Here is a 23,302-nt window from a genome sequence, read left to right as displayed (position 1 = left end):
CCCTGCGACCCGGGGCGGGATCTGCGACATCACGCCGTGCGAGCACGATGCAGTCCCTGGGCGACGGCCCGCATGAGGAGGTCCTGCACCGCGGGCCACTCGTCCATCACCTGGTGATAGCCCAGACGGATGACGTGGTAGCCGCGCAGCTTCAGCTCCGCATCGTGACGGTTGTCCTGGTCGCGCTGGGCTCCGACATGCGTGCCGCCGTCGATCTGCAGCACGAGCCGCTCGCCGATCAGGGCGTCCACCCGGTGCCCGGCGATCCACGTCTGGAAGCGCAGCGGCAGCCGGAGCCAGCGCAGTCGCACGCGCAGGTAGGTCTCGAGCCCCGCATCCGCGAACGGCAGCGCCTCGGCCAGGAGCCGCCGCGCGCGCGGTCCCCAGCGGAGTCGGAGCAGCCTCTCTCGATCGACGAGCCCCTTGTTCAACGCCGACTCCCAGGTCGCGAGCGCCTGTTCGTGCGGCTCGCACGTGGACACCAGGCTCAGCACGTTCTCGATCGGGTCCTCCAGGGCATCGGGGTGTCGCGGGACCAGAGGCCGAGCCCAGTGCACGCGGGCTCCCGGCGGCTTCCCGCCCCGGCTGCCCGGGCTGGCCGCGAGGTGAAGGCGCGGTCTCTCGTCATGCACCCAGAGGCCCAGCCGCCGCGCCTGCGTCACGCACGTCAGCAGAACACCATGTTGCGCCGCGGTCACCCGACGCGGATCGGCGTCGGGCAGCGCCACCCACCCGACCCGCACCCGCTGGATCATCCGCTCCGCGACCGCCGTCTCGAGGTCGTACCGACTGATCCCGCGATCCCGCAGCCGCTCGACCCGTGCGACTCCGTCGACCTCGCGCATCGCCTGCAGCAGCCGCGCCCGCCTCATCCCGTTCATGCCCTCGATGCTGCTCCCCCCGCCCCTCCCTCGTACCCCGCCTCAGCCAGCTCCTCCCACCCTCTGTGCAGAACTCCCCCACTCCCTCTCCTGTGCAGCCCGAGTCCCTCTCCTCCGTACCCCCGCTCGATGTCGCAGATTCACGCCCCCGTCGGAGGAACCTGCCGAGGGCCTGCGACGCGGCGCAGATCAGCGATCTCCCGCAGGCTGAGGCCCGGAGCCACGGAGGAGCGAGGGTGTCGGAGGGAGGACATAGCCTCGGAGGATGCCGAACTCCCCGACCGCACCCCGTGTGTCCGCGCCCGACCTCCCGCCCGTGCTGGAGCCGCGTGAAGCCGCGCGCCGGGCCGACCTCCTCGCCGCCGCGCTGGAGCTCACGGGCACCGTCGACCTCGCGTACGCCACGCTCGAGCAGTGCGCGGTCCAGGCAGACGCCGACAGCATCGACCTCACCGGGGCCACGCTCCTCGACGTCGACCTGCCCGAACCGCGCATCGCGTCGCTCCGGCTGCGGAACGCGAGCATCCGTCGACTCCGGATCACGGGCGGCCGCATCGGGACCCTTGACCTCGGTGACGCCCGCGTGGCCGAGCTCGAGCTGCGGGACGTGCGCATCGACTACCTGAACCTGGGCGCCGCCCGCGCCGAAGACCTCGACGTCGTAGGATGCGCCGTCCGCACGATCGACATCCCGCAGGCCGAACTGACGCGCGTCCGGTTCCAGGCCTCGCGCAGCGACGAGGTCGACCCCCGGGGCCTGCGCGCGAAGGACGTGGACCTCCGCGGCCTCGACGCGCTCTCCTACCTCGACGTCCAGAGCCTGCGCGGCACCACGCTCTCGTCCGTGCAGGTGCAGCAGCTCGCGCCCGTGATGGCGGCCGGCCTCGGGATCACCGTCACGGACTGACGGGGCCGCTGGCCGCGAGCAGCTCCCGGGTGAACGGATGCTGCGGCGCCGCGAACACCGCCGCCGTGGGCCCCTGCTCGACGATCCGGCCGTCCTGCATGACCAGGACGTCGTCCGCGACGGCGCCGACGACGTCGAGGTCGTGGGAGACGAAGACCATCGTGAGCCGCCGCTCCTCCTGCACCCGCGCGAGGAGCCGGAGCACCCGCTCGCGCACCGAGGGATCGAGAGCGGAGACGGGCTCGTCCAGCACCAGCACGTCCGGGTCGGCGGCGAGCGCTCGGGCGAGGGCCGCCCGCTGCCGCTGCCCGCCCGACAGCGCCGCCGGCCGTCGGGCCGCCAGACTCGCATCGAGCCCGACCTCCGCGAGCAGCGCCGCCACCCGCGTCCGACGCGCACCACGCGGCACCCCTCCCGCCTCCAGTGCCTCCTCCAGCGACCGCCCCACCGTCCACCGCGGGTCGAAGGCGCCGAGCGGGTTCTGGTGCACGAGCTGCACGCGCGGCGTTCCGGTCCAGCGCAGCACTCCGGTGTCCGACCTCTCGACGCCCACCAGCATCCGGGCGAGGGTCGTCTTGCCCGATCCGGATTCGCCGACGATGCCCAGCGTCCGACCGGCAGACACCGTGAACGAGGCGTCGACGACGGCGGCCACCCCGCCGAACGCCTTGGACACCTCCTCGGCGACGACCACGACGTCCGAGGACGCCGCACGCTCCTCCCGCGGCTCATGCATCGTCGCCGCGATGAGCTGCCGCGTGTACGGGTGCTGGGGGGCGGCGAGCACCTCCGCGACCGGGCCGGACTCCACGATCCCGCCGTCCTTCATCACGAGCACGCGATCCGCCACCCGCCGCACGGCCGCGAAGTCGTGACTGATGAACACCACGGCGGTGCCGTCGTCGGCGATCTCCCGCAGCAGCACGAGGATCCGGGCCTGCACGGTCGCGTCCAGGGCCGTGGTGGGCTCATCCGCGACGAGCACCGCGGGGTTCCCGGCGAGTGCCGAGGCGATGAGCGCGCGCTGCCGCAACCCTCCGGAGAGCTCCTGCGGACGCTGCCGTGCACGGCGGTCGGGGTCGGGCATCCACACCCGTCCGAGAAGCTCCCGCACCCGCGCAGCGAGGGCCGCGCGTCCGCGCACGAGGCGGTGCAGCCGCAGCGGCTCGGCGATCTCGTCCGCGATCCGTCGAAACGGGTCCAGTGACACGAGGGCGTCCTGCGAGACGAGGCCGATCCTGGTCCCCCGGAGCCGCCGCCAGCCGCGCTCGGTCAGGGTGGCGGTGTCCACCCCGTCGATGCGGAGCCGGTCGACGGCGACGTCTGCCGTCGACGGCGTGAGGCCGAGCAGAGCGCGGGCCGAGAGCGACTTCCCCGCCCCCGACTCCCCGACGATCGCCACGCACTCGCCGGCGTCCACCGTGAACGAGACGTCCTCCACGACGGGAGTCCCGGCGAAGGCGATCCGCAGTCCCTCGACCTCCAGCGCCGCACTCATGCGTCCCTCCCGTCCGCCCGCGCCCGGAGGATGCGTCCGACCACCGTCGCGCACACCACCGTCAGCGTGATCGCGAGTCCGGGGAAGACCGACACCCACCAGGCCTGCCCGAGCACGTTGCGCCCGCCGGCGAGCATGAGGCCCCACTCCGGGGTCGGCTCGGACGGCCCGAGACCCAGAAAGCTCAGTCCGGCCGCGGCCAGGATGCTCGATCCGATGCCGATGGTCGCCAGCACGCTCAGCGCACCCAGCACCCCGGGCACGACATGGCGTCGGAACGCCCGCAGCGGCGGAACGCCGAGGATCCGGGCAGCCTCGACATGCTCGGCCACGCGCAGCGTCCTGGTCTGCACGCGGGCGAGGCGCACGTACACGGGTGCGGCGGCCAGCGTCACCGCGATGGCGATGTTCACCGGTCCCGGACCCAGCACGGCCACCACGACGAGCGCCACCAGGAACTCCGGGAACGCCATGAGCACGTCGTTGATGCGCATGAGCGTGACGTCCACACCCCGAGGCGACATGCCGGCGAGCGCCCCCACGAGCAGGCCCGCGGCGAGGGCGATGGCGGTGGCGAGAAGCCCGATCCCCACCGAGCGCCCCGCGCCGAACACCACGCGGGAGTACACGTCGCGGCCGCTCTGATCGGTGCCGAAGAGGTGATCGGCGCTCGGCGGCAGCAGAGCGGCCCGGACCTCCGTCTGCAGCGGATCGTGCGTGGCGAGCAGCCCCGGCCACAGGGCGGCGACGGCGACCACCGCCAGCACGAGCACGGCGGAGCCCAGAAGAATGCGCTGCCCCCGACTCATCGGACGACTCCGGGTCGCGAGGAGGCGGCGACGCGGGGGTCGATCAGCGGATGCACGAGCTCCACCACCACGTTGATGACGACGAAGACGAGAGCGCTCAGCAGGATGATGCCGGTGAGGACAGGGAGATCGCGGTCGTTGATGGCGGCGAGGGTGACCCGCCCCAGGCCGGGCCGGGCGAACACGGTCTCGACGAGAACCGCACCCCCGAGGACAGAGCCGGTGAGGTAGGCGGCGAGGGTGACCGCCGAGGCGGCGCCGTGCCGCACCCCGTGCCGCAGCGTGAACCAGGTGGGTCCGGCACCCCGCGCACGGACCGTCTCCGCGAAGGGCATCCGTTCCGCCTGCATCAGCCCATCACGCAGCACCTGGCTGAGCAGTGCCGCCACCGGGAGGGCGAGCGTGATCGCCGGGAGGACGATGGTCGCCGGATTGCGGGTGCCAGAGACGGGGAACCAGCCGAGACCGAACGCGAAGACGCTGAGCAGCAGCAGCCCGATCCAGAACACCGGCGAGGAGAGCACCACGAGCTCGACGCCGGCGGCCACCGTGCGCCCGACACGGCCCCGCACGAAGACCGCCACCGCGAGGGCGAGGACGACGGCGATCCCCAGCGCCAGGGCCGAGAGCTGCACGGTCGCACCCAGTTGCCGTCCGATGACCTCGGTCACCGGCAGCCGCAGCTGGTACGACTCGCCGAGGTCGCCGCGGGCGAGCTGCCCGATGAAGCCGACGTACTGCTCCAGCGGCGGGCGGTCGAGCCCGAGATCGGCGCGGATGCCGTCCTTCACCGCCTCGCTCACCTGCGCCTGCGGCCCCAGCATCACCGAGACCGGGTCGCCGGGGATCACCCGGAAGGCCAGGAACGCGACCGTCGCGGCACCCCACAGCACGATGACCACCGAGGCGACGAGCCCGAGGGCGCGGCCGAGCACCGCCGTCACGGTTCGATCACTCCGCCCGCTCCCTCGAAACGACGGCCGCCAGATGTCAGCCGAGGCTCACATCGTAGAAGAGCGGCCGCCCGTAGAGGTCGTAGTCCAGACCCTGCACGCGCTCGCCGACCGCTGTGATCGCCGAGGGGCTGTAGAGCGGGACGATGGCCGTGTACTCCGCGTTCCACTCCTGCAGCTGCGTGTAGAGCTCGTTGCGGGCGTCCTGGTCGCTCGACGCGACGGCCTCTTCCAGGAGCGCGTCGATCTCCGGGTCGCTCACCTGCGAGGCGTTCTGGAAGCCGTCGGTGTGCAGGTGCGCACGGAGGAAGTCGGCGTCCACGCCGGAGAAGCCCCAGTCGGTGAGGTCGAACGTCTTCGGCTCGTACTGGGCGTTGTAGGCACCGGGCTCCAGCTCCTCGCGCTGCACCTCGAAGCCGATGGCCTTGAGATCCGACTGGATCGCGTTGGCCAGCGCCGCGCGGTCGTCGGGGACCGGGGTCCAGGCGATCCATCGCACGGACAGGCGCTCGCCGTCCTTCATGCGGATGCCGTCCGCGTCGCGCTCCGTCCAGCCGGCCTCGTCGAGCAGGGCGTTCGCGGCGTCCTGATCGAGCGGCCAGGAGTCCTCCAGCGACGCGTCATAGCCCGGGGTCGTGCTGCCGAGGACGCTCCACGCCCGCGGGAACTGCCCGAAGTAGATCTCCTCGACCGCCGCGTCGACGTCGATGCCGCGGGCGAACGCCTGCCGCACCTTCTCGTCGGCGAAGACGCCGTACTTCTCGTTCAGGTAGAGCGAGTAGGGCAGTCCGGGGTACTCCACCGAGTCGACCGTGACGCCGGCGTCGTCCAGACCGGCGACCTGGTTCGGCGGGATGTTACTGGCGAGGTCGGCTTCGCCGCTCTCGATCACTCCGGTACGCACCGACGCCTCCGGCTGGATCTGCACGCGCAGCGTCTCGAACGCCGGCGCCTTCGTCTCGTGCGGACCCCAGGCGTAGTCGTCGTTGCGCGTGTAGACGATCTCCTGGTCGGCGGTGTACTCGGTGAGCACGAAGGGTCCGGTGCCGACCGTGACGTCGGGGCCGCCCGCCTTGAGCTTGTCGGCCGACTCGGCGAGCACGGCCGGCGAGTAGAAGCCGAGCTGCGGGGTGCTGGCCGCCTGCAGGAACGGCGCATACGGCTGCGTGAACGAGACCTTCACCGTGTGGTCGTCGACGACCTCGGTGCCGGCGTAGAAGTCCGCACCGAGCATGCTCGCCGCCTGGGCCGAGGCGGTCTCCGGGTCGACGATCCGGTCGAAGTTCGCCTTCACGGCCTCCGCGTCGAACGGCTCGCCGTCGGTGAAGGTCACGTCGTCGCGCAGCGTGAAGGTGTACTCCGTGCTGTCCGGCGAGACGTCCCAGCTCTTCGCGAGCCACGGGCTGAACGTGCCGTCGTCCTCCTGGAACACCAGGGAGTCGAGCACCGCGCGCTGCACCATGCCGGAGACGTCGAGCTGGCTCACCTGCGGGTCCATGTGCCCCGCGGACAGGTTCGCGCCCTCGATCGACCACACGAGCTCACCGCCGTCGCTCTCCGTGGACGGGCCCGCGCACGCGGTCAGCACCAGGGCGGTGGCGGCGGCGAGCGCAGCGAGGGGAAGGAGGCGACGCACAGGGGTGGCGGGCATGGGGATTCCTCAGAACGGACGGGTCGGGATGTCTCCATCCTAGGGCGGTTTTTTGGACCCGGTCGATCTGTGTCCGACCCGGGATCAGGGCGACGGCAGGATGATCCGGTGTCGCTCTGCGGCCCCGGCCCCTTCCCCCTCGACACGCGTCTGTCCCGGCGCGACCACCGCCGCGCCCAGCCCCTGTACCCGAGGCTCCGGAAGCCCGACCAGCCGCATGTCGACGAGGAGGTCGCCGCGGTTCCCCACGATCCGCCAGCGCAGCTCGGCCTCGGTCGCCGCGGCCACCACACGGTCGGGGAACGGGTCCTGGTCCTCGCGGATTCCGCCGATCTCCTGGACCTGTGCCTCCAGCCGGGCATCGCGGACGTCGGCCGGGATGTCATCGAGCACATGGTCGGCGAGGAACGGGTACGTGGCGGCGGGCCGTCCCGAGCGGATCGCGGCGTCGAGAGCCTGCGCGGCGGCGACCGTCTCCGCCCACGGGTGCAGGACCGCGGAGGGGGCGTCCGTCCGTTCGAGCAGCTGCTGGAGCGCGGCGCCTGCGATCCGCCGGGCGCCGAACTCGTCGGAGTTCCCGAAGGCGACGACGCCGATGCCGCTGGCTGCGTGCCAGCGCATGTGCGCCGAGAATCCGGGAAGACCGCCGGAGTGCTGCACGATCCGCCCGAACCGCCGGTCGTCCTCGACGAAGAGGCCGTAGCCGTAGCCGGCCCCCGCGAGATCGCGCCCGTCGAACATCGCCGACGGCACCGGGATGGGGGTGCGGGCCTGCTGCAGCTCCCGTCGCGACGCCGGAGCCAGCACGGCGGGCGCCAGCGGGTCGTCGGTGAAGGCCGAGCCGAGGAACCACATCCATCTCGCGATGTCGTCGACGGTGCTGAACATGCTGCCGATGCAGCCGAGTGCGCCGGACCCCACGAACGGCTCGGGGCGGAACGTGGTGCCGTCGTCGAACGTCCGGAATCCGCCGGCCAGCGTCTCCGGCGCGTAGCCGTCCGACACGTGCGCCGTCCGGCGCAGCCCGAGGGGCTCGAGCAGAGTCTCCCGGATCACGTCCTCCACGGCCCGGTCCGTCACCGCTTCCACGACGCGGCCGAGCAGCGACTGGCCGAGGTTGGAGTACTGGTAGACGGTTCCCGGCACGGCCGCGAGGTGCACCCCACCGGCGAACACGGCGGCGATCTCCGCACGGGAGGCGCCGAGATGCCGGTCCACCCAGGCGTTGTCCTCCCCCAGACCGGACCGGTTGGAGAGCAGCAGGTCGCCGGTGACCTCGACGTCCGCACCCCGATGCCGTAGCCGGACCTCCGGCAGATAGGTGCGGATCGGCGCGTGGAGGTCGAGCAGCCCGCGGTCGCGCAACGAGAGCACGGTGGCGGCCAGGAAGCTCTTGGACATCGACGCGATGCGGAAGACCGTGTCCCGCGTCGTCGGGGCCTCATCGGCGCGGGGATGGCCGTGGGTGAGCACTGCGCGGATGCTTCCCCGTTCGGCCACCGCGGCGATGGCGGCCGGAGCGGCACGACGCGCGCGCTCGTCCAGGCCGTGGCGGAGTGCCTCCGCGGCGGACTCGGCGGTGACGAGGAAATCCGCATCCTGCCCGGTCATACGGGGACCCCGGCGCGCACCTCGTCGGCGAAGGCCTCGATGAGCGCGCGGCTGGCCGCGGTGTTGTGGTCGTGCACGCGCTCGGCGGCGGCGATGAGGGCGGGAAGCGAGCGTCCCTCTCCCCGCAGTGCCGCGTCGTCCCAACGGGCGAGGTCGGCCGCGGAGGCCTCGGGATGGAACTGCACCCCGCGCACCCGCGCCCCCAGCCGGAAGGCCTGGTTCTCGACGGCGGCGCTCGTCGCCAACAGCACCGCCGCGGATGGCAGCCGCGTGATCATGTCCTGATGGTTCTCGATCATCGGAGCCTCATCGCCGAGGGCCGCGAACAGGGCGTCGGCACGTCCCGCCGCGGTGGGGCGGATGGGGGTCGCGCCGCGTTCGATGGGTCCGGTCTTCTCGGCGACCTCGCCGCCGGCCACGTGGGCGAGCAGCTGACCGCCCAGGCAGATGCCGAGGGTGGGGAGGTCGCGGTCGATGGCCTCCGCGGCGAGCGCCCGCTCTGCCGCGAGCCACGGCGCGCGGTCATCGTCGTCCGGCATGAGCCCGCCGCCCAGCATGACGAGTCCGGCGTAGCCGTCCAGGGAGGCGGGCAGCGGCTGCTCGGCTCCCACGACCTCGTCGACGTCGATCGCCTTCTCCCGCAGCCAGGTGCCGAGGCGGCGCGGGCCGGAGCTCGCGGAGTTCACGATCACGAGGACGCGCGGGGTCACAGCGCCCCCTCCCGGACCGTCGTGTCGACCGCCGGCACGAGCGCGGCCGCGGCCGGCTCTCCTGCGCCGCCCGCGAGGAAGGCCTCGTGGTCGGGGTCCGACGCCTCCAGCACCCGGAGGACGTTCTCGTGCGCCAGGGCACGGAGGTCGTCCTCCGACCAGCCTCGACGCCGCAGCTCGGCGAACAGCGCCGGGTACCCCGAGACGTCGCCGAGACCGTCCGGCATCGCATCGGAGCCGTCGTAGTCGGCGCCGATCCCGACCGCCTGTGCGCCGGCCACGCGACGCACGTGGTCCAGGTGATCGGCGACGTCCGCGACGCCGACGCGCGGCGCCTCTCCCTCTCCCCCGGCTTCCCACCAGTCGCGGCGGGCCTGAGAGACGAACGTGGGGACGAAGGGCACCATCACGACGCCGCCCTGCGCGCCGATCGCGGCGAGCACATCGTCCGGCACGTTGCGGGGGTGGTCGCACAGAGCGAGGGCGCCGGAGTGGCTCACCATCACCGGGCGGGTCGTGACCTCCAGGGCATGCCGCATGGTCGTCGGAGCGACGTGCGAGAGGTCGACGAGCACGCCGATGCGGTTCATCTCGCGCACCACCTCGCGTCCGAAGTCCGTCAGACCGCCGTGGCGCGCCTCGTCGGTCGCCGAATCCGCCCAGGCGATCGTCCGCGACCAGGTGAGGGTGAGATACCGCGCGCCGAGCCGCGCGAACTGCCGCAGCACGGCCAGCGATCCGCCGAGCTGGTCGCCGCCCTCGATGCCGATGAGCGAGGCGATCCTCCCCTCCGCCATCGCCGCACGCACGTCGGCCGCCGTCCGAGCGATCGCGAAGCGCTGCGGGTGGGCGTCGACGAGGCGGTGCACGAAGTCGATCTGCTCGAGCGTGGCCACCACCTGCTCCGCCCCCTCCAGCACGGGATCGACCCAGACCGACCAGAACTGGCCGGCGACCCCGCCCGCGGTCAGTCGCGGCAGGTCGGTCTGCGTGGCCGCCACCGGGCCGGAGAGCTCCGCGACCCGGTAGCCGAGCAGCGTCCTGCTCGCCCAGGCGAGGTCGTTGTGGCCGTCGATCACCCGATCGATCGGCAGGTCCGCGTCGACCATCTCAGTCCTCTCGTCCATCCAGCACCGCGTTCATCCGCGCGGTGAGCACCGGGTCCACAGCGCGCGCGACGCCGTCCAGCTCCCGCACGGGCACCGCACCCCGGGTGCTGGAGCAGAGCCAGAGGGCGTCCGCCCGCTCCAGATCGTCCCGCATCATCGGACCGACGCGGGAGGGCACCTCGGCGAGTCCCGCGAAGACGTCGGCCTGGGTCGTCCCGGGGAGCACCCCGTACTCGGGCGGTGGCGTGACCAGCGCCCCGTCGAGCCGCGCGATCAGCGTCGACCGCGGCCCTTCGAGGACGAACCCGTCGGCGCTGACGAAGACGACATCGTCCGCACCCCGGCTCCGTGCCTCCCGCAGTGCCGCCTGGTTCACGGCGTAGGCGAGGGACTTCGCTCCCTGCAGCAGCCAGGGCGCCGTCTCCATGACGTCGTGCCGGTACCCGCGGTCGAGCACCACCGCGGAGACGCCCCGCGCGCGGACGGCCTCCGGATCCTCTCCCGCGAAGCCGAGCACCCACCCCGTCGGGCCGGCCGGGTCGATCTCGTCCCCGCGGGTCATCGCGAACTTGATCGAGGCGATCTCCCCGTCGCGGAGCACTCCGGGGCGGGAGACCTCGGCGGCCGCGCGGCGCACCGCCCGTGCCCACCGCTCGCAGCCTGGCGCGGGCAGCCCCAGGAGCTGCGCCGAACGCTCCAACCGCGCGAGATGCGCCTCCAGCGCCTGCGGCCTTCCTCCGCGCACCACGGCGGTCTCGAACACGCCGTCGCCGCGGGTGACGCCGAGGTCGGTCGCCCGGATGATCGGCTCCCGCGGATCGACGGCATGGATCCCGTCCTCCGCCGCCTCGGCGGCGAGATCGAGCCGGTACAGCAGCAGTGCGCGCATGGGATTCCGCTCTCGCAGGGTTCGGGGGCCGGTCAGCCCGCGGTCAGGACGGCCTCAGGGGCCTCGGCCGCGGAGGAGTCGAAGACGCGGGACGCGTCACGGGCGATGCGCTGGGCGAGCACCTCGTGTCCGATCCCCGGTCCGGTGGGGACCGTGACGCGACCGGCGACGGCGGTCACCGGAGGCGCGATGATGTCCGACTCGTAGTACTTGTCCGATCCCGACACATCCGACGGCAGCAGGAAACCGGGAAGCGAGGACAGCGCGACGTTCGCAGCGCGCCCGACGCCGAACTCGTGCATCCCGCCGCACCACACGGGGATGCCCGCGTCCCGCGCCACGTCGTGCGCGGCGCGGGCGACGGTGAGCCCGCCCATCCGCGACACCTTGATGTTGAGGACCCGCCCCGCCCGCAGCCGGATCATGGTCCGCAGGTCGCCGAGGTCGACGACCGACTCGTCCAGGCACACGTCCGTGCCGAGCCGCGCCTGCAGATCGGCGTGGGCCACGAGATCCCGCGGCGCGAAGGGCTGCTCGATCATGGTCAGCGCCTCGCGGTCCAGGCGTGCGAACACCGCGGCCGCCCGCTCGTCATCGGCATACGCGCCGTTCGCGTCCACGTGAAGGTCGAGGTCGGGGTAGGCGCCGCGCACCGCACGCACCGGCTCCACATCCCAGCCCGGAGCGATCTTGAGCTTGACGCGGGGGTAGCCGGCGGCGCGCTGCAGCTCCACCTGGGCCAGCAGCTCATCGATCGACGGCTCGATGCCCAGCGACACCCCCGCGACGACCTCGTCGCGCGTCCCGCCGAGGGCCGCGGCGAGCGCGATCCCCCGCCTCCGGGAGACCAGGTCCCACACCGCGCCGGAGAACCCGGCCTTCGCGAACTCGTGCCCGCGGACCCGTGCCCACGACGCCTCCAGCTCCGCCGGCTCCTCCCCCTCGGCGCGGAGCAGCGCGGGCACCAGGTAGCGGGTCGCGATCTCCCACGCGGTGACCGTGGTCTCCGCTCCGTAGAACGGATCGGACGGCGACGCGATCTCCCCCCACCCCGTCTGGCCGTCGGCATCGGTGACCTCGACGAGCACGTGCTCGATGCCGGACTTGCGGTGCGAGCTCGTCTCGAAGCTGTGACGCAGCGGCTGACGCAGGGCGAACAGCCGGACGCGGACGACCCTCACGCGTCCTCCTCCGGGCGGGGCCGCGCGGTCTCGGGGCCGTAGAGACCCAGGCGCGCCACCAGCCGGTCGCGTTCGGCGAGCCGCCGTCGCGCTCCCTTCGCGCTCGCCGTGGTGAGCGCGCTCAGCAGGTGGCACACCGCCGCGACCGGGGTCGGCGAGTCGGCGTACGACGCCGATCCCGTGCGCACCCGGATGAGCGAGGTCGCGATGGATGCGAGCGGGGCGTCCTCGCTGTCGGTGATCACGACGAGCTGACCGCCCGCCTCGTGGAAGAGCCGCCCGAGCCGCACGGTCTCCTCCCGGTAGCGCCGCAGGGAGAACGCGATGAGCACGTCGCTGGCCCGGACGTCGGTGAGCACGGTGAGCGGCTGCAGCGCGTGCCCGTCCACGAGGAAGACGTTCGACAGCGTCGCCGAGAGATCCGCGTTGAGGAGCTGCGCGTACGCCGCCGCCTTGCCCTCGCCGGCGACGTACCGTCGCCGGGCACCGAGCAGCAGCGCCGCGGCCTGCGGCACCTGGGCCGAGCGGCTGAGCTCCTCGAAGGTCTGGGCGAGCGTGCGCTGCTCCGTCTCGATGATCCGCGCCTGGATGCTCTCGGCGGAGAGGTTGGTGCGGATGCGCTCGCCGTAGCGGTCCCGCGGAGAGACGAGGTCGCGATCCTCCTGGTCGTGGTCGTTCATGCCGTGCCCTCCCGAGGTGTCGCGCGGTAGACCGCCGTGTCGTCGTCGAGGCGCGTGGCCCCGACGAGGACGTCTCCGCGGCGGAATGCCGCGGTCATCGTCCGCTCCAGATCCCGCCGCAGCACCGCGCGCTCCTCGGCGTCGAGGGCGCCGGGTCGCGTCGGGATCGCGATCCAGGTGCCGCCGTCCGCCGCCACGGCCCGCCCCCAGTCGTCCGGCCCGAGCACGGGAGGGACGGGGAGCGACCGACGGGTCGGACGATCGGCGACGTCCAGGTCCCAGGAGACCACCAGACGGTCGGTGTCGGGGCGGGCGTAGTAGTCGCGCTCGTACGCGATGCCGACGGCCCCGAGAGAGCTCAGGTTGAAATGGGCGTTGCGCGAGAGCAGCGGATCGAACGTCCACCGCATCGTCCGCTGCCCCCAGCGCAGGGCCACGGCACGCTGCGCGAGCTTGAGCGCCTGGCCGACGCCGCGTCCCTGGTGCGCGGCATCGACGGCGGCCGCCTGCGAGTAGTGGAAGGACGCGCCGGTGGTGTCACAGCCGGCGAACCCGTACGCGAACCCGATCAGCTCCCCGTCGTCGGCGAAGGCGCCGACCGCGGAACCGCCGTTGCGGGCGAGGGCGGTGAGCAGGTTGGCGTTGAGGGCGTACTCGTTCTCCGTGTACGCGAAGACGCGGGCGTACAGCGCGGCGGCCTCACGGAACTCGGTGTACCGGGTGAGTTCGCGGCAGCTGTGGGCGACACCGGCGGCCACCGAAGAATGAGGCACGATACGTTTCCTAAGATCGAGGAGTCCTGCTGCTGAGAGCGATGCTATCGGCGGGTTGCGGGGTGATCAAGGGGCAAGATACGGTTCGTAACCGTGACGACTCTCTCGGCAGTGCGCGACGGGGACCATCCTTCCGACGACATCATCGCACTCGTGCGCGAACTCGTGCTGATCGAGACGCCGAGCCGCGACACGGAGGCGAGCGCCCGCATCGCCGACCTGCTGTCCGCCTGGTTCGCCGGCGTCGGCGGCAGCGTCCAGCGGATCCCGCACGAGCTCGGGACGGATCTCGTCATCGACGTCCCCGGCACCGGAGACCCAGTTCTCCTCATCGGCCACACCGACACCGTCTGGCCGGCGGGCACCCTGTCGGACGACCTGCCGTGGGCCGAGGAGGACGACATCGTGCGCGGCCCCGGTGCCTACGACATGAAGGCCGGCATCGTGGTGATGCTCGAGGCCCTGCGGCACCTGCAGTCCGCGCCGCTCGAACAGCGGCACGCCGTGCGGATCGTGCTCGTCGCGGACGAGGAGATCGGCTCCCCCGTCTCGGGCCCCCGGCTCGCGGAACGGGCCAGGAGCGCGGCCTGCGCCATCGGATTCGAGTCCCCGCATCCCGACGGCGCCCTCAAGGTCGGCCGCCGCGGCAGCGCCCGGGTGCGCATCGCTGTCACCGGCCGCGCGGCCCACGCCGCCCTCGACCCCGAGCATGGCGTCTCCGCGATCGACGAGCTCGTCGACCAGCTCCTCCTGGTCCGCACGATCGTGGCGGACCCGGAGCTTCCGAGTCCGGTGCTGTGCAACGTCGGCGTCATCGACGGCGGCGCGAGGACCAACGTGGTGCCGGCGCACGCGGCCGCCGAGATCGGCCTCCGCTTCCAAGACCCGGACAGCGAGCAGCGCGTCCTCACCGCCCTCCAGGAGCTGGCGCCGGTGCGCCCCGGCGCCCGCCTCGAGGTCGCCGTGCTGAGCGCCCGGCCCGCCTGGCAGGCCTCGGCGGGGGACACCGACCTCCTCGCCCGGATCGCCGCGGCCGGTGCTGCGCTCGGCCAGCAGGTCGACGGCCGCCCCGCGGCCGGCGCCGGCGACACGAACCTCCTCGGCGGAAAGGGTCTGCCGACCGTCGACGGCTTCGGCCCCCGGGGCGGCGGTGCGCATGCGCTGGACGAGCACTTCCTGCGCTCCTCCCTGCACGAACGCATCGCGCTCCTGCGTGCCGTGCTCACCGTCCCGGCGGAGTGACGATACGATTCCGGTTCCCGCGCCCGACCCGAACCGGCCCGAGATACGTTCCGGATGTCCGTGTCGAGGAGTCGTCCTTCGCTCCCCTCGTTCCGATGCGCGCATCCTGGCATCCGCGTGTTTCCGCCGTGTTACACCCGCTCGACGGCCGGCGATCTTTCCGATCTGCGCGATTTTTCTTCCGCGATACGCATCGAATGTCTTGACCACGGGGCCGTCTTCCGCTTGCATGGTCAGCACCGACCCGGCTTCACTGTGGATCCGGGCGGCGCCCGAAGGGACCTTCCATGCGTCTTGCCCCCCGCTCCAGAACCGTGCGAAGTCTGACCGCCGCCGCGATCGCCTCCGCGCTCCTCCTCGCCGCTCCGGTCGGTGCCGCTCAGGCGCAGTCCGTCAGCGCCGCCACCGAATCCCCGGCCTCCGACACGACGCTCCGGATCGCCACCTCCGGATTCGTGGACACGTTCAACCCGTTCATCTCGATCTACCTGACGCCGACGAACATCATCCGGTACGTCTACGAGTCGCTCGTGCAGAACGACGCCGAGGACGGCTCCCCCACGAAGGGCCTCGCCGACAGCTGGGAGGCGACCGACGGCGGCCAGACGTGGACCTTCACCCTCCAGGACGATCTCGTCTGGTCGGACGGCGAGCCCATCACCTCCGCCGATGTGAAGTACACGTACGACCAGATGATGACGGTGCCCGCGCTCGGTACCGCCAACGGCAACCTCGTCTCCAACTTCGACACTGTCGAGACCCCGGACGACAAGACCGTCGTGATCACCCTGAAGACCCCGCAGGCCCCGAACCCCGGCTCGGAGATCCCGATCGTCCCGAAGCACATCTGGGAGGAGGTCGACGACCCGACGACCTTCACCAACGACGCCGACGTGGTCGGCTCCGGCCCGTTCGTCCTCGACAGCTACTCGGCCAACCAGTCCATCGTGCTGAAGGCGAACGAGAACTTCTGGCGCGGCGCCCCCAAGATCGACGCGATCCAGTACGTGTACTACACGAACTCGGACGCCCAGGTGCAGGCGCTCAAGGCGGGCGACGTCGACCTCGTCACCGGCCTCACCCCCACCCAGTTCTCGGCACTCGAGGGCGTCGACGGCATCACCACGCACTCCGGTGAGGGCCGCCGCTACCACTCGATCAGCATCAACGTCGGTCAGCAGACCCGCGACAACGTGCCCTACGGCACCGGCAACGCCGCGCTGAAGGAGCTCGAGGTGCGCCAGGCCATCCGTCTCGGCACCGACACGGCCACCCTCCTCGACAAGGTCCTGGACGGCGAGGGCACGCTCGCGACGAGCTTCATCCCGGCGTCCTTCCCGAAGTGGCACCTCGCCGACGACGACGACGTGATCGTGGGCTTCGACCCCGAGGCCGCGCAGGCGAAGCTCGACGAGGCGGGCTGGGTCCCCGGCGCCGACGGCATCCGCGAGAAGGACGGCCAGCGCCTGAGCCTGCGCCTGCTGACGGACGCGGACGACGCGAACGAGCAGTCCATCTCCGACTTCTTCGTCCCGTGGATGAAGGACATCGGCATCGAGATCACGGTCGAGTCCACCGACTCCGACACGATCAGCGCGAAGGCCACCTCCGGCGACTACGACCTGTACTTCAGCGGCTGGTCGGTCAACCCCGACCCGGACTACCAGCTGGGCATCAACACCTGCATGAACCTGCCGACCGCGACCGACGGCACCGGCGGCACCACGCAGGACGGGTACTGCAACCCGGAGTTCGACGAGATGTACGCCGCGCAGCGCTCCGAGATCGACGCCGAGAAGCGTCAGGAGATCGTGCACGACATGCTCGCGCTGAACTACACCGACACCGCGCAGGTCGCCACCTGGTACGCCAACTCGTTGGAGGCCTACCGCTCCGACCGCTTCACGGGCTTCACGCTGCAGCCGAAGGACGGCGGCATCATCGCCAACCAGGCCGGCTACTGGGGCTACCTCACCGTCGAGCCCGTCGAGGGCGCGACCGCCGGCGGCACCGGCACGAACACCGGACTCCTCATCGGAGGCATCGTCGTGGGGGTGGTCATCATCGGAGGGCTCATCTTCTTCCTGATCCGTCGCCGCAACATCGCCGACGTCGAATGAGTCCGGCGAGACGCCGCGGGTGGCGGGCCTCCGCCCCCGCGGCGTCTCCCGGTCCGCTGTAAGGAGACCCCCATGTCCAACGCGGTACCCCCGTCCACCTCCGCCATCGCGACGAGCGCCGCGGCCGAGGAGCAGCCGAAGGGCGTCGGCGCCCTCCGCTACTTCCTGGTCAAGCTCGGCGGCGCGGCCATCAGCCTGGCGATGGTGATCCTCCTCGGATTCTTCGCCTTCAAGATCCTGCCGGGCGATCCGGTGGCCTCGATCGCCCGCGAGCGCGGGATGAGCGCCGAGCAGGCCGACCAGCTGCGCGAGCAGCTCGGTCTGAACAAGCCCCTGTGGCAGCAGTTCGTCGACTACCTCGGCAACGTCTTCACCCTGAACTTCGGCACGAGCTACGTCTACCGCACGTCGGTGTCCGACCTCATCGGCCAGTACTTCTGGAACACGATCCTCCTCACCGGCACGGCGGCGATCATCGCGATCGCCCTCGGCCTCTGGCTCGGACAGAAGGCGGCCTGGAAGCACGGCTCCACCTTCGACCGCATCGTCTCCGGCACGTCGCTCGTGTTCTGGTCCGTGCCGACCTTCTGGCTGGCCCTGCTGCTCCTGATGGTCTTCGGAGGCACGCTGCACTGGTTCCCGACCGGAGGCATGGTCTCCCCCAACCCGCCCACCGATCCGGTCGGTGCGGTCCTGGACGTGATCTCGCACATGGTGCTCCCGGTGATCACGATGGTCGCGGTCGTGTACGCGCAGTACCTCATGGTGATGCGCAGCTCGCTTCTCGAGGAGATGGGCGCCGACTACCTCACCACCGCGCGGGCCAAGGGCCTCCGGGAGGACCTCGTCCGCCGTCGGCACGCTGTCCCCAACGCCCTGCTGCCGACCGTCACCCTCGTCTTCATGCACATCGGCGGTCTCATCGCCGGGGCCGTCACGGTGGAGACGGTGTTCTCCTGGCCCGGGCTCGGGAAGCTCACCTTCGAGGCCATCTCCGGCCCCGACCTCCCGCTCCTGCAGGGCACGTTCGTGGTGTTCTCCACGATCATCATCGCGATGAACCTCATCGCGGACCTCATCTACCGGCAGCTCGACCCGAGGGTGAGGCGCGCATGACCACGGCATCCCCGACCATCCGTTCGCCCCGCGCTCTGGCGTGGCACCGCCGCGGCACCGCCTTCGTCGACTTCTGCCGGCAGTTCGCCCAGCACCGGGCGGGCATGGTGGGCCTCGTCTTCCTCGTGATCGTGGCGCTCATCGCGATCTTCGCCCCCGTGATCGCCCCCGCCAGCATGCTCGACGTCACGAAGCTCGTCGACGTGCAGCGCTTCGCCCCGCCGTCCTGGGAGCATCCCCTCGGCACCGACCATCAGGGGCGCGAGATCTGGGTCCGCATGGTGTGGGGCGCCCGGGTGTCCCTACTCGTCGGCCTCGCCGCCACGGCGATGTCGATGATCATCGGCACCCTCGTCGGTCTCTCGGCCGGCCACTTCACCGGCTTCTTCGGCGGGCTGATGATGCGCATCATCGACTTCTTCCTCGTGCTGCCGTCGCTGATCCTCGCGATCGTGCTGTCGTCGGTGCTGAGCCGCGGCGTCTGGACGATCATCATCGCGATCGGCCTGACCTCCTGGGCCGGCACCGCCCGCGTCGTCCGCGCGCAGACCCTGTCCGTCGAATCGCGCGACTACATCGAGCGCTCGCGGGCCCTCGGCGCCGGGCACTGGCACATCATCATGAAGCACCTCCTCCCCGGGGTGCTCCCGCTCGTGCTCGCCAACACGACCCTCACGGTCGGCTCGGCGATCATCTCCGAATCCACCCTGGCGTTCCTCGGCCTCGGCGACACCACGCTGCAGTCGTGGGGCTCGATCCTGAAGAACGCGATGGACGTCTCCGCGGCGACCAGCGGCTACTGGTGGTACGTGCTCGTGCCCGGCATCGCCATCGTCCTCGTCGTGCTGTCGTTCACCCTGATGGGCCGCGCCGTCGAGAACATCACCAACCCGACGCTGAGGAGCCGCTGAGATGCCCGACCTGATCTTCGACGACGTCTCCATCACGTACCGCACCTCGGGGCGGTCGGGTCGGGACGAGGTGGCGGCCGTGCGCAACGTCTCGCTCACCCTCCCCGCCGGGCAGACGCTCGGCATCGCCGGCGAGTCCGGCTCCGGCAAGTCCACTCTCGCCATGAGCGTCCTGCGGCTCCTGCCGCGCAACGCCCGGCTCAGCGGCCGCGTGCTGCTCGGCGACCAGGACGTCGCCACGTTGTCCTTCGGGCAGCTGCGCGCCGTGCGCTGGGCGCAGACGTCCATCGTGTTCCAGGGCGCGATGCACTCGCTCAACCCGGTCCGCACGGTGGGCTGGCAGCTCCTGGAGGCGCTGGAGCTGCACGCCTCGGACCGATGGAAGGGCGAGAAGGCGCGCAAGGAGCGGGTCCGGGAGCTGCTCGACATCGTCGACCTGCCGCAGCAGAAGAGCGAGTCGTACCCGCACGAGCTCTCCGGCGGCCAGAAGCAGCGCGTGATGATCGCGATGGCCCTCGCGTGCGATCCCGAGGTCATCATCGCGGACGAGCCGACCACCGCGCTCGACGTGATCGTGCAGAAGCAGATCCTCGACATGATCTCGCGTCTGGTGGCGGAGCGCGGCATCTCGATGCTCATGATCAGCCACGACCTCTCGGTGCTCGCCACGGCGTGCGACCGGATCGCCATCATGCGCGACGGCGAGCTCGTCGAGGTCGGCGAGAGCTACGCGGTCTGCACGACCCCGCAGGAGGCGTACACGCGACAGCTCGCCGACGCCTTCCCCACGATCGGCGACCCCGCCTCGCGGATGGCCCCGGTGACGCGGCACGGCCGCGATGCGGACGAGGTGCCGGAGATCACCCACGGCGACGAGGTGCTGCTGGAGGCGCGCGGAGTCAACGTCACCTATCGCTCCGGCGGGCGCCCCGTGCATGCGGTCCGCGACGTCGACCTCTCGGTGCGCAAGGGCGAGATCGTCGCGCTCGTCGGCCAGTCCGGCTCCGGCAAGTCGACCCTCGCCCGCGCGCTCATGGGACTCCAGCCCGCCGACCCCGGGTCGCAGATCCTCTTCGATGGCGCACCGATCCCGTCGAAAGGTCGCGACCTCGCGCGGTTCCGCTCGCAGGTGCAGCTCGTGCTCCAGGACCCGTGGGCCGCCCTGAACCCCAAGCACAGCGTCTACGAGTCCGTCGCCGAGGGGCTGCGCGTGCAGCGCTTCCCCGGCGACGAGCGCGAACGCGTGGCACAGAGCCTCGCCGACGCGGAGCTCACCCCGCCGGAGCGCTACTTCGGCGCCATCCCGCAGGAGCTCAGCGGCGGGCAGCGGCAGCGCGTCGTCATCGCCGGTGCGCTCGCCGTGCAGCCGCAGCTGCTCATCGCGGACGAACCCGTCGCCTCGCTCGACGCGTCCGTGCGCGGAGAGATCCTCGGACTCCTGCTGGAGCTGCGCCGCCGCCTCGGGCTCTCCGCCCTCGTCATCACGCACGACCTCGGTCTCGCCTGGAACATCGCCCACACGGTCGCGGTGATGTACCACGGACAGATCGTCGAGCACGGACCCACCGAAGAGGTGCTGCTGAACCCGCAGCACGAGTACACCCGGCACCTGCTGTCCGCGGCGCCGCGCATCGAGGAGAAGACGGCATGAGCACCCTGACGGAGGCGGCGGTGTCGCCGTATCTCGACACGGCTCCCCTGCAGCCCGGCGACACGGTGGCGATCGTCTCGCCGTCCGGTCCCGGCAACGAGGAGAACACGCAGCGCGCCGTCGGCTACTACGAGTCCTGGGGGCTGAACGTCCGGGTGGGTGAGCATGTCCTCACGCCCCACCCGCGCGCGTCGTACCTCGCGGGGCCGGACGACCTCCGCCGCGCCGACCTCGTCGACGCCTGGCTCGATCCGGACGTGGACGCCGTCGTCACGGCTCGCGGCGGCTACGGTGCCCTGCGCCTCCTCGACGGCATCGACTGGGCCGACATGCGCCGCGGGGCGCTGCGCCGGGACGGGCGGCCGAAGCTCCTCACGGGCTCGTCCGACGTGACCGCCCTGCACGAGACGTGGCGCGCGCACCTCGACGTCGCGACGCTCTTCTGCCCGATGGCAGGGAACAACGTCTTCCGCGATTCGGAGCAGGTGCGCGACGACGTGCAGCGCTGGCTCTTCGAACCCTGGCGCGGGCGGGAGCTCATCGGCCCGAAGACCGAGATCATGACGCCGGGCCGCGCCGAAGGGCGCTTCACGGGCGGCAACCTCAGCCTGCTCGCCGCCGGACTCGGCGCCCCGGAGGCGGACGTCCCCTCCCCCGGCATCCTGTTCCTGGAGGACATCACCGAGGAGCCGTACCGCCTGGACAGCTTCGTCACGCAGCTCCGGCGCGCGGGCCGTCTCGCCCAGGCGACGGGCATCGTGCTCGGCTCCTGGCACGAGTGCGGCGACCTCGACCTCGTCCACGCGCTCATGCGGGACGAGTTCCAGGACGCCGGGGTCCCCGTGCTGTGGGAGCAGGGCTTCGGCCACGACCCGCACGCCCTGACCATCCCGCTCGGTGTCGACGGGGTGCTGGACGCGACCGGCGACGAACCCCGCCTCACGGTGGGACGGCCATGATCGCCCTTCCGCCCCTCGATCCCCGCGTCACCTGGTCGATCCGGCTCGTCGACGCCGGCACCGGGGAGACCCTGGCCGAGCACGAGCCGCACACGCAGTGCGAGACCGCGAGCATCGGCAAGATCTTCCTGCTCCTCGAGGTCGCTCGACGGCTGGAGGCGGGCGCGCTCGCCGAAGACGACCGGATCGAGATCCCGGACGAGCACCGCGTCGAGGACTCCGGGCTGCTGTACCGCATGCACGATCAGCGCATCACGGTCCACGATGCGGCGCTCCTCGTCGGGGCGGTGAGCGACAACCTCGCCACGAACGCCCTGATCCACCTCTGCGGTCTGGAGGAGGTGCGGGCCGTCGCTCCGGCACTCGGATACCGTGACACCGCCCTGCACGACTACATCCGCAACGAGCGCACCCCCGACCTGCCCTGGACGCCGTCGTTCGGCACGGCGGCCGAGCTGTCCGACGTGATGCGCCGACTCGGTGCCGGCGAGGCGTTCTCCCCCGCGGTGAGCGCCCGGGTGCTGGACTGGCTCGCCGCCGACACCGACACGTCGATGACCGCCGACGCCTTCCTCCTCGACCCCCTCGCCCACGTCGAGGCCGAGTATCAGGGCATGGTGCTGCGCCACAAGACCGGCAGCGTGAGCTTCGCCCGCGTCGACGTCGGGCTGCTGCGGGGCCCGAGGGCCGCCGTCGCGTATGCGGTGGCGGCGAACTGGAAGGACTCCGCGGCCGATCTCCGCGCGCCCGTGCTCGACGGCATGCGCGCGGTCGGCGAGCTCATCCGCGCGCACGTCACCGGACGCGCACGAGACGAGGAGGACGCATGAGCGCGATCGACGTGGAGCTCCCCGACGAGAACGGCACGGTGTGGTCGATCCTCGTCCAGGACATCGACTCCGGCGAGGTGCTGCTGCGCCATGACCCGGAGACGGTGCAGGACACGGCGAGCGTCGGCAAGATCTTCCTCCTGCACCGCCTCCTCGCCGAGGTCGACGCTGGCACGCGGACTCTCGACGAGCGCGTGACCCGACGGCCGGTCGAGGCGATCGAGGACTCCGGCCTCTGGTACCTGCTGCAGGCGTCCGAGCTGTCGCTGTACGACGTGGCCGCGCTCATCGGGGCCGTGAGCGACAACGCCGCGACCAACACGCTAGGCCGCGTCATCGGCATCCCGACCGTGCAGGAGCACACGCGCGCGCTCGGCTACACGGCCTCGGCCCTCGACGACATCGTGCGGTGGCCGATCCCGCCCGGTGCCCCGAAGACGCTGTCGCACGCGAACGCCGCGGAGCTCGTGCTCTTCATGTCGCGCCTGGCCGACGGGACCGATCTCTCCCCCGCCTCGGCCGACACGCTGCGCCGCTGGCTGGGCGCGGGCATGGACCTGTCGATGGTCGCGTCGGCGTTCGACCTCGACCCGCTCGCGCACTGGGGCTTCGATCGCGGCGTCTGGCTGTTGAACAAGACCGGCACGATCTCCCGCGTCCGCGCCGACACCGGGATCGTCATGTCCCCCACCCGCCGGATCGCCTACGCGGTCTTGGCGAACTGGGACCGGGGCGCCGACGGACGCGGACCGGTGCTGGCCGCCATGCGCCGCATCGGCGAGGGCATCCACGCCGCGCTCGCCGACTGACCTCGGTTCACA

The 23,302-nt window shown here is 71.7% G+C and carries 21 protein-coding genes; 9 read left to right on the top strand and 12 right to left on the bottom strand.

Annotation, left to right across the window (positions count from 1 at the left end):
* Positions 1 to 29: 29 nt before the first annotated feature.
* On the bottom strand, positions 30 to 881 hold the full coding sequence (locus D8M34_RS01225) for an endonuclease domain-containing protein (protein WP_238695572.1): 852 nt from the start codon (positions 879 to 881) through the stop codon (positions 30 to 32).
* Positions 882 to 1,146: 265 nt separating this feature from the next.
* Here D8M34_RS01225 and D8M34_RS01220 point away from each other — a divergent pair, with 265 nt between their 5' ends.
* Complete coding sequence (locus D8M34_RS01220; protein WP_126892946.1) at positions 1,147 to 1,788, top strand: pentapeptide repeat-containing protein; 642 nt, start codon at positions 1,147 to 1,149, stop codon at positions 1,786 to 1,788.
* Here D8M34_RS01220 and D8M34_RS01215 read toward each other — a convergent pair.
* The 11 genes from D8M34_RS01215 to D8M34_RS18725 all read right to left on the bottom strand — a co-directional run bounded on the left by D8M34_RS01215 (position 1,778) and on the right by D8M34_RS18725 (position 13,652).
* Complete coding sequence (locus D8M34_RS01215; RefSeq protein WP_126892945.1) at positions 1,778 to 3,286, bottom strand: ATP-binding cassette domain-containing protein; 1,509 nt, start codon at positions 3,284 to 3,286, stop codon at positions 1,778 to 1,780. The two genes, D8M34_RS01220 and D8M34_RS01215, sit on opposite strands and share 11 nt — an antisense overlap.
* Positions 3,283 to 4,095 (bottom strand): ABC transporter permease, encoded by an 813-nt coding sequence (locus D8M34_RS01210; protein ID WP_126892944.1) that lies wholly within the window; start codon positions 4,093 to 4,095, stop codon positions 3,283 to 3,285. Before D8M34_RS01210 ends, D8M34_RS01215 begins: the two co-directional genes overlap by 4 nt.
* Entirely contained in the window at positions 4,092 to 5,039 is a 948-nt protein-coding gene (locus D8M34_RS01205) for an ABC transporter permease (RefSeq protein ID WP_126892943.1), read from the bottom strand. Before D8M34_RS01205 ends, D8M34_RS01210 begins: the two co-directional genes overlap by 4 nt.
* A gap of 46 nt (positions 5,040 to 5,085) precedes the next feature.
* Positions 5,086 to 6,699, bottom strand: coding sequence for an ABC transporter substrate-binding protein (locus D8M34_RS01200; protein WP_126892942.1), 1,614 nt, complete (start codon positions 6,697 to 6,699; stop codon positions 5,086 to 5,088).
* A gap of 84 nt (positions 6,700 to 6,783) precedes the next feature.
* A complete protein-coding gene (locus tag D8M34_RS01195) occupies positions 6,784 to 8,310 on the bottom strand; it encodes a serine hydrolase domain-containing protein (RefSeq protein WP_126892941.1) in 1,527 nt (508 codons plus the stop codon).
* The gene (locus D8M34_RS01190) at positions 8,307 to 9,020 is read right to left on the bottom strand and encodes a type 1 glutamine amidotransferase (RefSeq protein ID WP_126892940.1); all 714 of its coding nucleotides are present in this window, start codon (positions 9,018 to 9,020) and stop codon (positions 8,307 to 8,309) included. Before D8M34_RS01190 ends, D8M34_RS01195 begins: the two co-directional genes overlap by 4 nt.
* On the bottom strand, positions 9,017 to 10,147 hold the full coding sequence (locus tag D8M34_RS01185) for a dipeptidase (protein WP_238695571.1): 1,131 nt from the start codon (positions 10,145 to 10,147) through the stop codon (positions 9,017 to 9,019). The genes D8M34_RS01190 and D8M34_RS01185 overlap by 4 nt, the downstream gene beginning before the upstream one ends.
* A complete protein-coding gene (locus D8M34_RS01180; protein WP_126892939.1) occupies positions 10,131 to 11,018 on the bottom strand; it encodes an aminotransferase class IV in 888 nt (295 codons plus the stop codon). Before D8M34_RS01180 ends, D8M34_RS01185 begins: the two co-directional genes overlap by 17 nt.
* A 32-nt stretch (positions 11,019 to 11,050) precedes the next feature.
* Positions 11,051 to 12,199: an o-succinylbenzoate synthase gene (gene menC, locus D8M34_RS01175; protein WP_126892938.1), complete on the bottom strand. Its 1,149-nt coding sequence runs from the start codon at positions 12,197 to 12,199 to the stop codon at positions 11,051 to 11,053.
* Positions 12,196 to 12,879, bottom strand: a complete 684-nt coding sequence (locus tag D8M34_RS01170; protein WP_126892937.1) for a MurR/RpiR family transcriptional regulator — start codon at positions 12,877 to 12,879, stop codon at positions 12,196 to 12,198. The genes menC and D8M34_RS01170 overlap by 4 nt, the downstream gene beginning before the upstream one ends.
* Positions 12,876 to 13,652 carry a GNAT family N-acetyltransferase gene (locus D8M34_RS18725; RefSeq protein ID WP_153244974.1) on the bottom strand — a complete coding sequence of 259 codons (777 nt, stop codon included), beginning with the start codon at positions 13,650 to 13,652 and terminating at the stop codon, positions 12,876 to 12,878. The genes D8M34_RS01170 and D8M34_RS18725 overlap by 4 nt, the downstream gene beginning before the upstream one ends.
* A 93-nt stretch (positions 13,653 to 13,745) precedes the next feature.
* On the opposite strand from D8M34_RS18725, the gene D8M34_RS01160 reads away from it, so the two are divergent.
* From D8M34_RS01160 to D8M34_RS01125, 8 genes are all read left to right on the top strand, one after another.
* Positions 13,746 to 14,894: a M20/M25/M40 family metallo-hydrolase gene (locus tag D8M34_RS01160; protein WP_126892935.1), complete on the top strand. Its 1,149-nt coding sequence runs from the start codon at positions 13,746 to 13,748 to the stop codon at positions 14,892 to 14,894.
* 314 nt (positions 14,895 to 15,208) lie between these two features.
* A complete protein-coding gene (locus tag D8M34_RS01155) occupies positions 15,209 to 17,014 on the top strand; it encodes an ABC transporter substrate-binding protein (protein ID WP_238695570.1) in 1,806 nt (601 codons plus the stop codon).
* A gap of 72 nt (positions 17,015 to 17,086) precedes the next feature.
* Positions 17,087 to 18,130, top strand: coding sequence for an ABC transporter permease (locus tag D8M34_RS01150; protein ID WP_062634106.1), 1,044 nt, complete (start codon positions 17,087 to 17,089; stop codon positions 18,128 to 18,130).
* The gene (locus D8M34_RS01145) at positions 18,127 to 19,041 is read left to right on the top strand and encodes an ABC transporter permease (protein ID WP_082758500.1); all 915 of its coding nucleotides are present in this window, start codon (positions 18,127 to 18,129) and stop codon (positions 19,039 to 19,041) included. Before D8M34_RS01150 ends, D8M34_RS01145 begins: the two co-directional genes overlap by 4 nt.
* Position 19,042: 1 nt before the next feature.
* Entirely contained in the window at positions 19,043 to 20,692 is a 1,650-nt protein-coding gene (locus D8M34_RS01140) for an ATP-binding cassette domain-containing protein (protein ID WP_085607806.1), read from the top strand.
* Positions 20,689 to 21,651: a S66 peptidase family protein gene (locus D8M34_RS01135; RefSeq protein ID WP_062634101.1), complete on the top strand. Its 963-nt coding sequence runs from the start codon at positions 20,689 to 20,691 to the stop codon at positions 21,649 to 21,651. Before D8M34_RS01140 ends, D8M34_RS01135 begins: the two co-directional genes overlap by 4 nt.
* Positions 21,648 to 22,481, top strand: a complete 834-nt coding sequence (locus D8M34_RS01130; protein ID WP_062766742.1) for a serine hydrolase — start codon at positions 21,648 to 21,650, stop codon at positions 22,479 to 22,481. The genes D8M34_RS01135 and D8M34_RS01130 overlap by 4 nt, the downstream gene beginning before the upstream one ends.
* Positions 22,478 to 23,290 (top strand): serine hydrolase, encoded by an 813-nt coding sequence (locus D8M34_RS01125; RefSeq protein ID WP_126892933.1) that lies wholly within the window; start codon positions 22,478 to 22,480, stop codon positions 23,288 to 23,290. Before D8M34_RS01130 ends, D8M34_RS01125 begins: the two co-directional genes overlap by 4 nt.
* Positions 23,291 to 23,302 lie beyond the last annotated feature (12 nt).

It is taken from the genome of Microbacterium sp. HSID17254 (assembly GCF_003989315.1).
Lineage (GTDB): Bacteria > Actinomycetota > Actinomycetes > Actinomycetales > Microbacteriaceae > Microbacterium.
The sequence above is the reverse complement of the archived record's forward strand: the minus strand, read 5'-3'. Positions and strand labels throughout refer to the sequence as shown.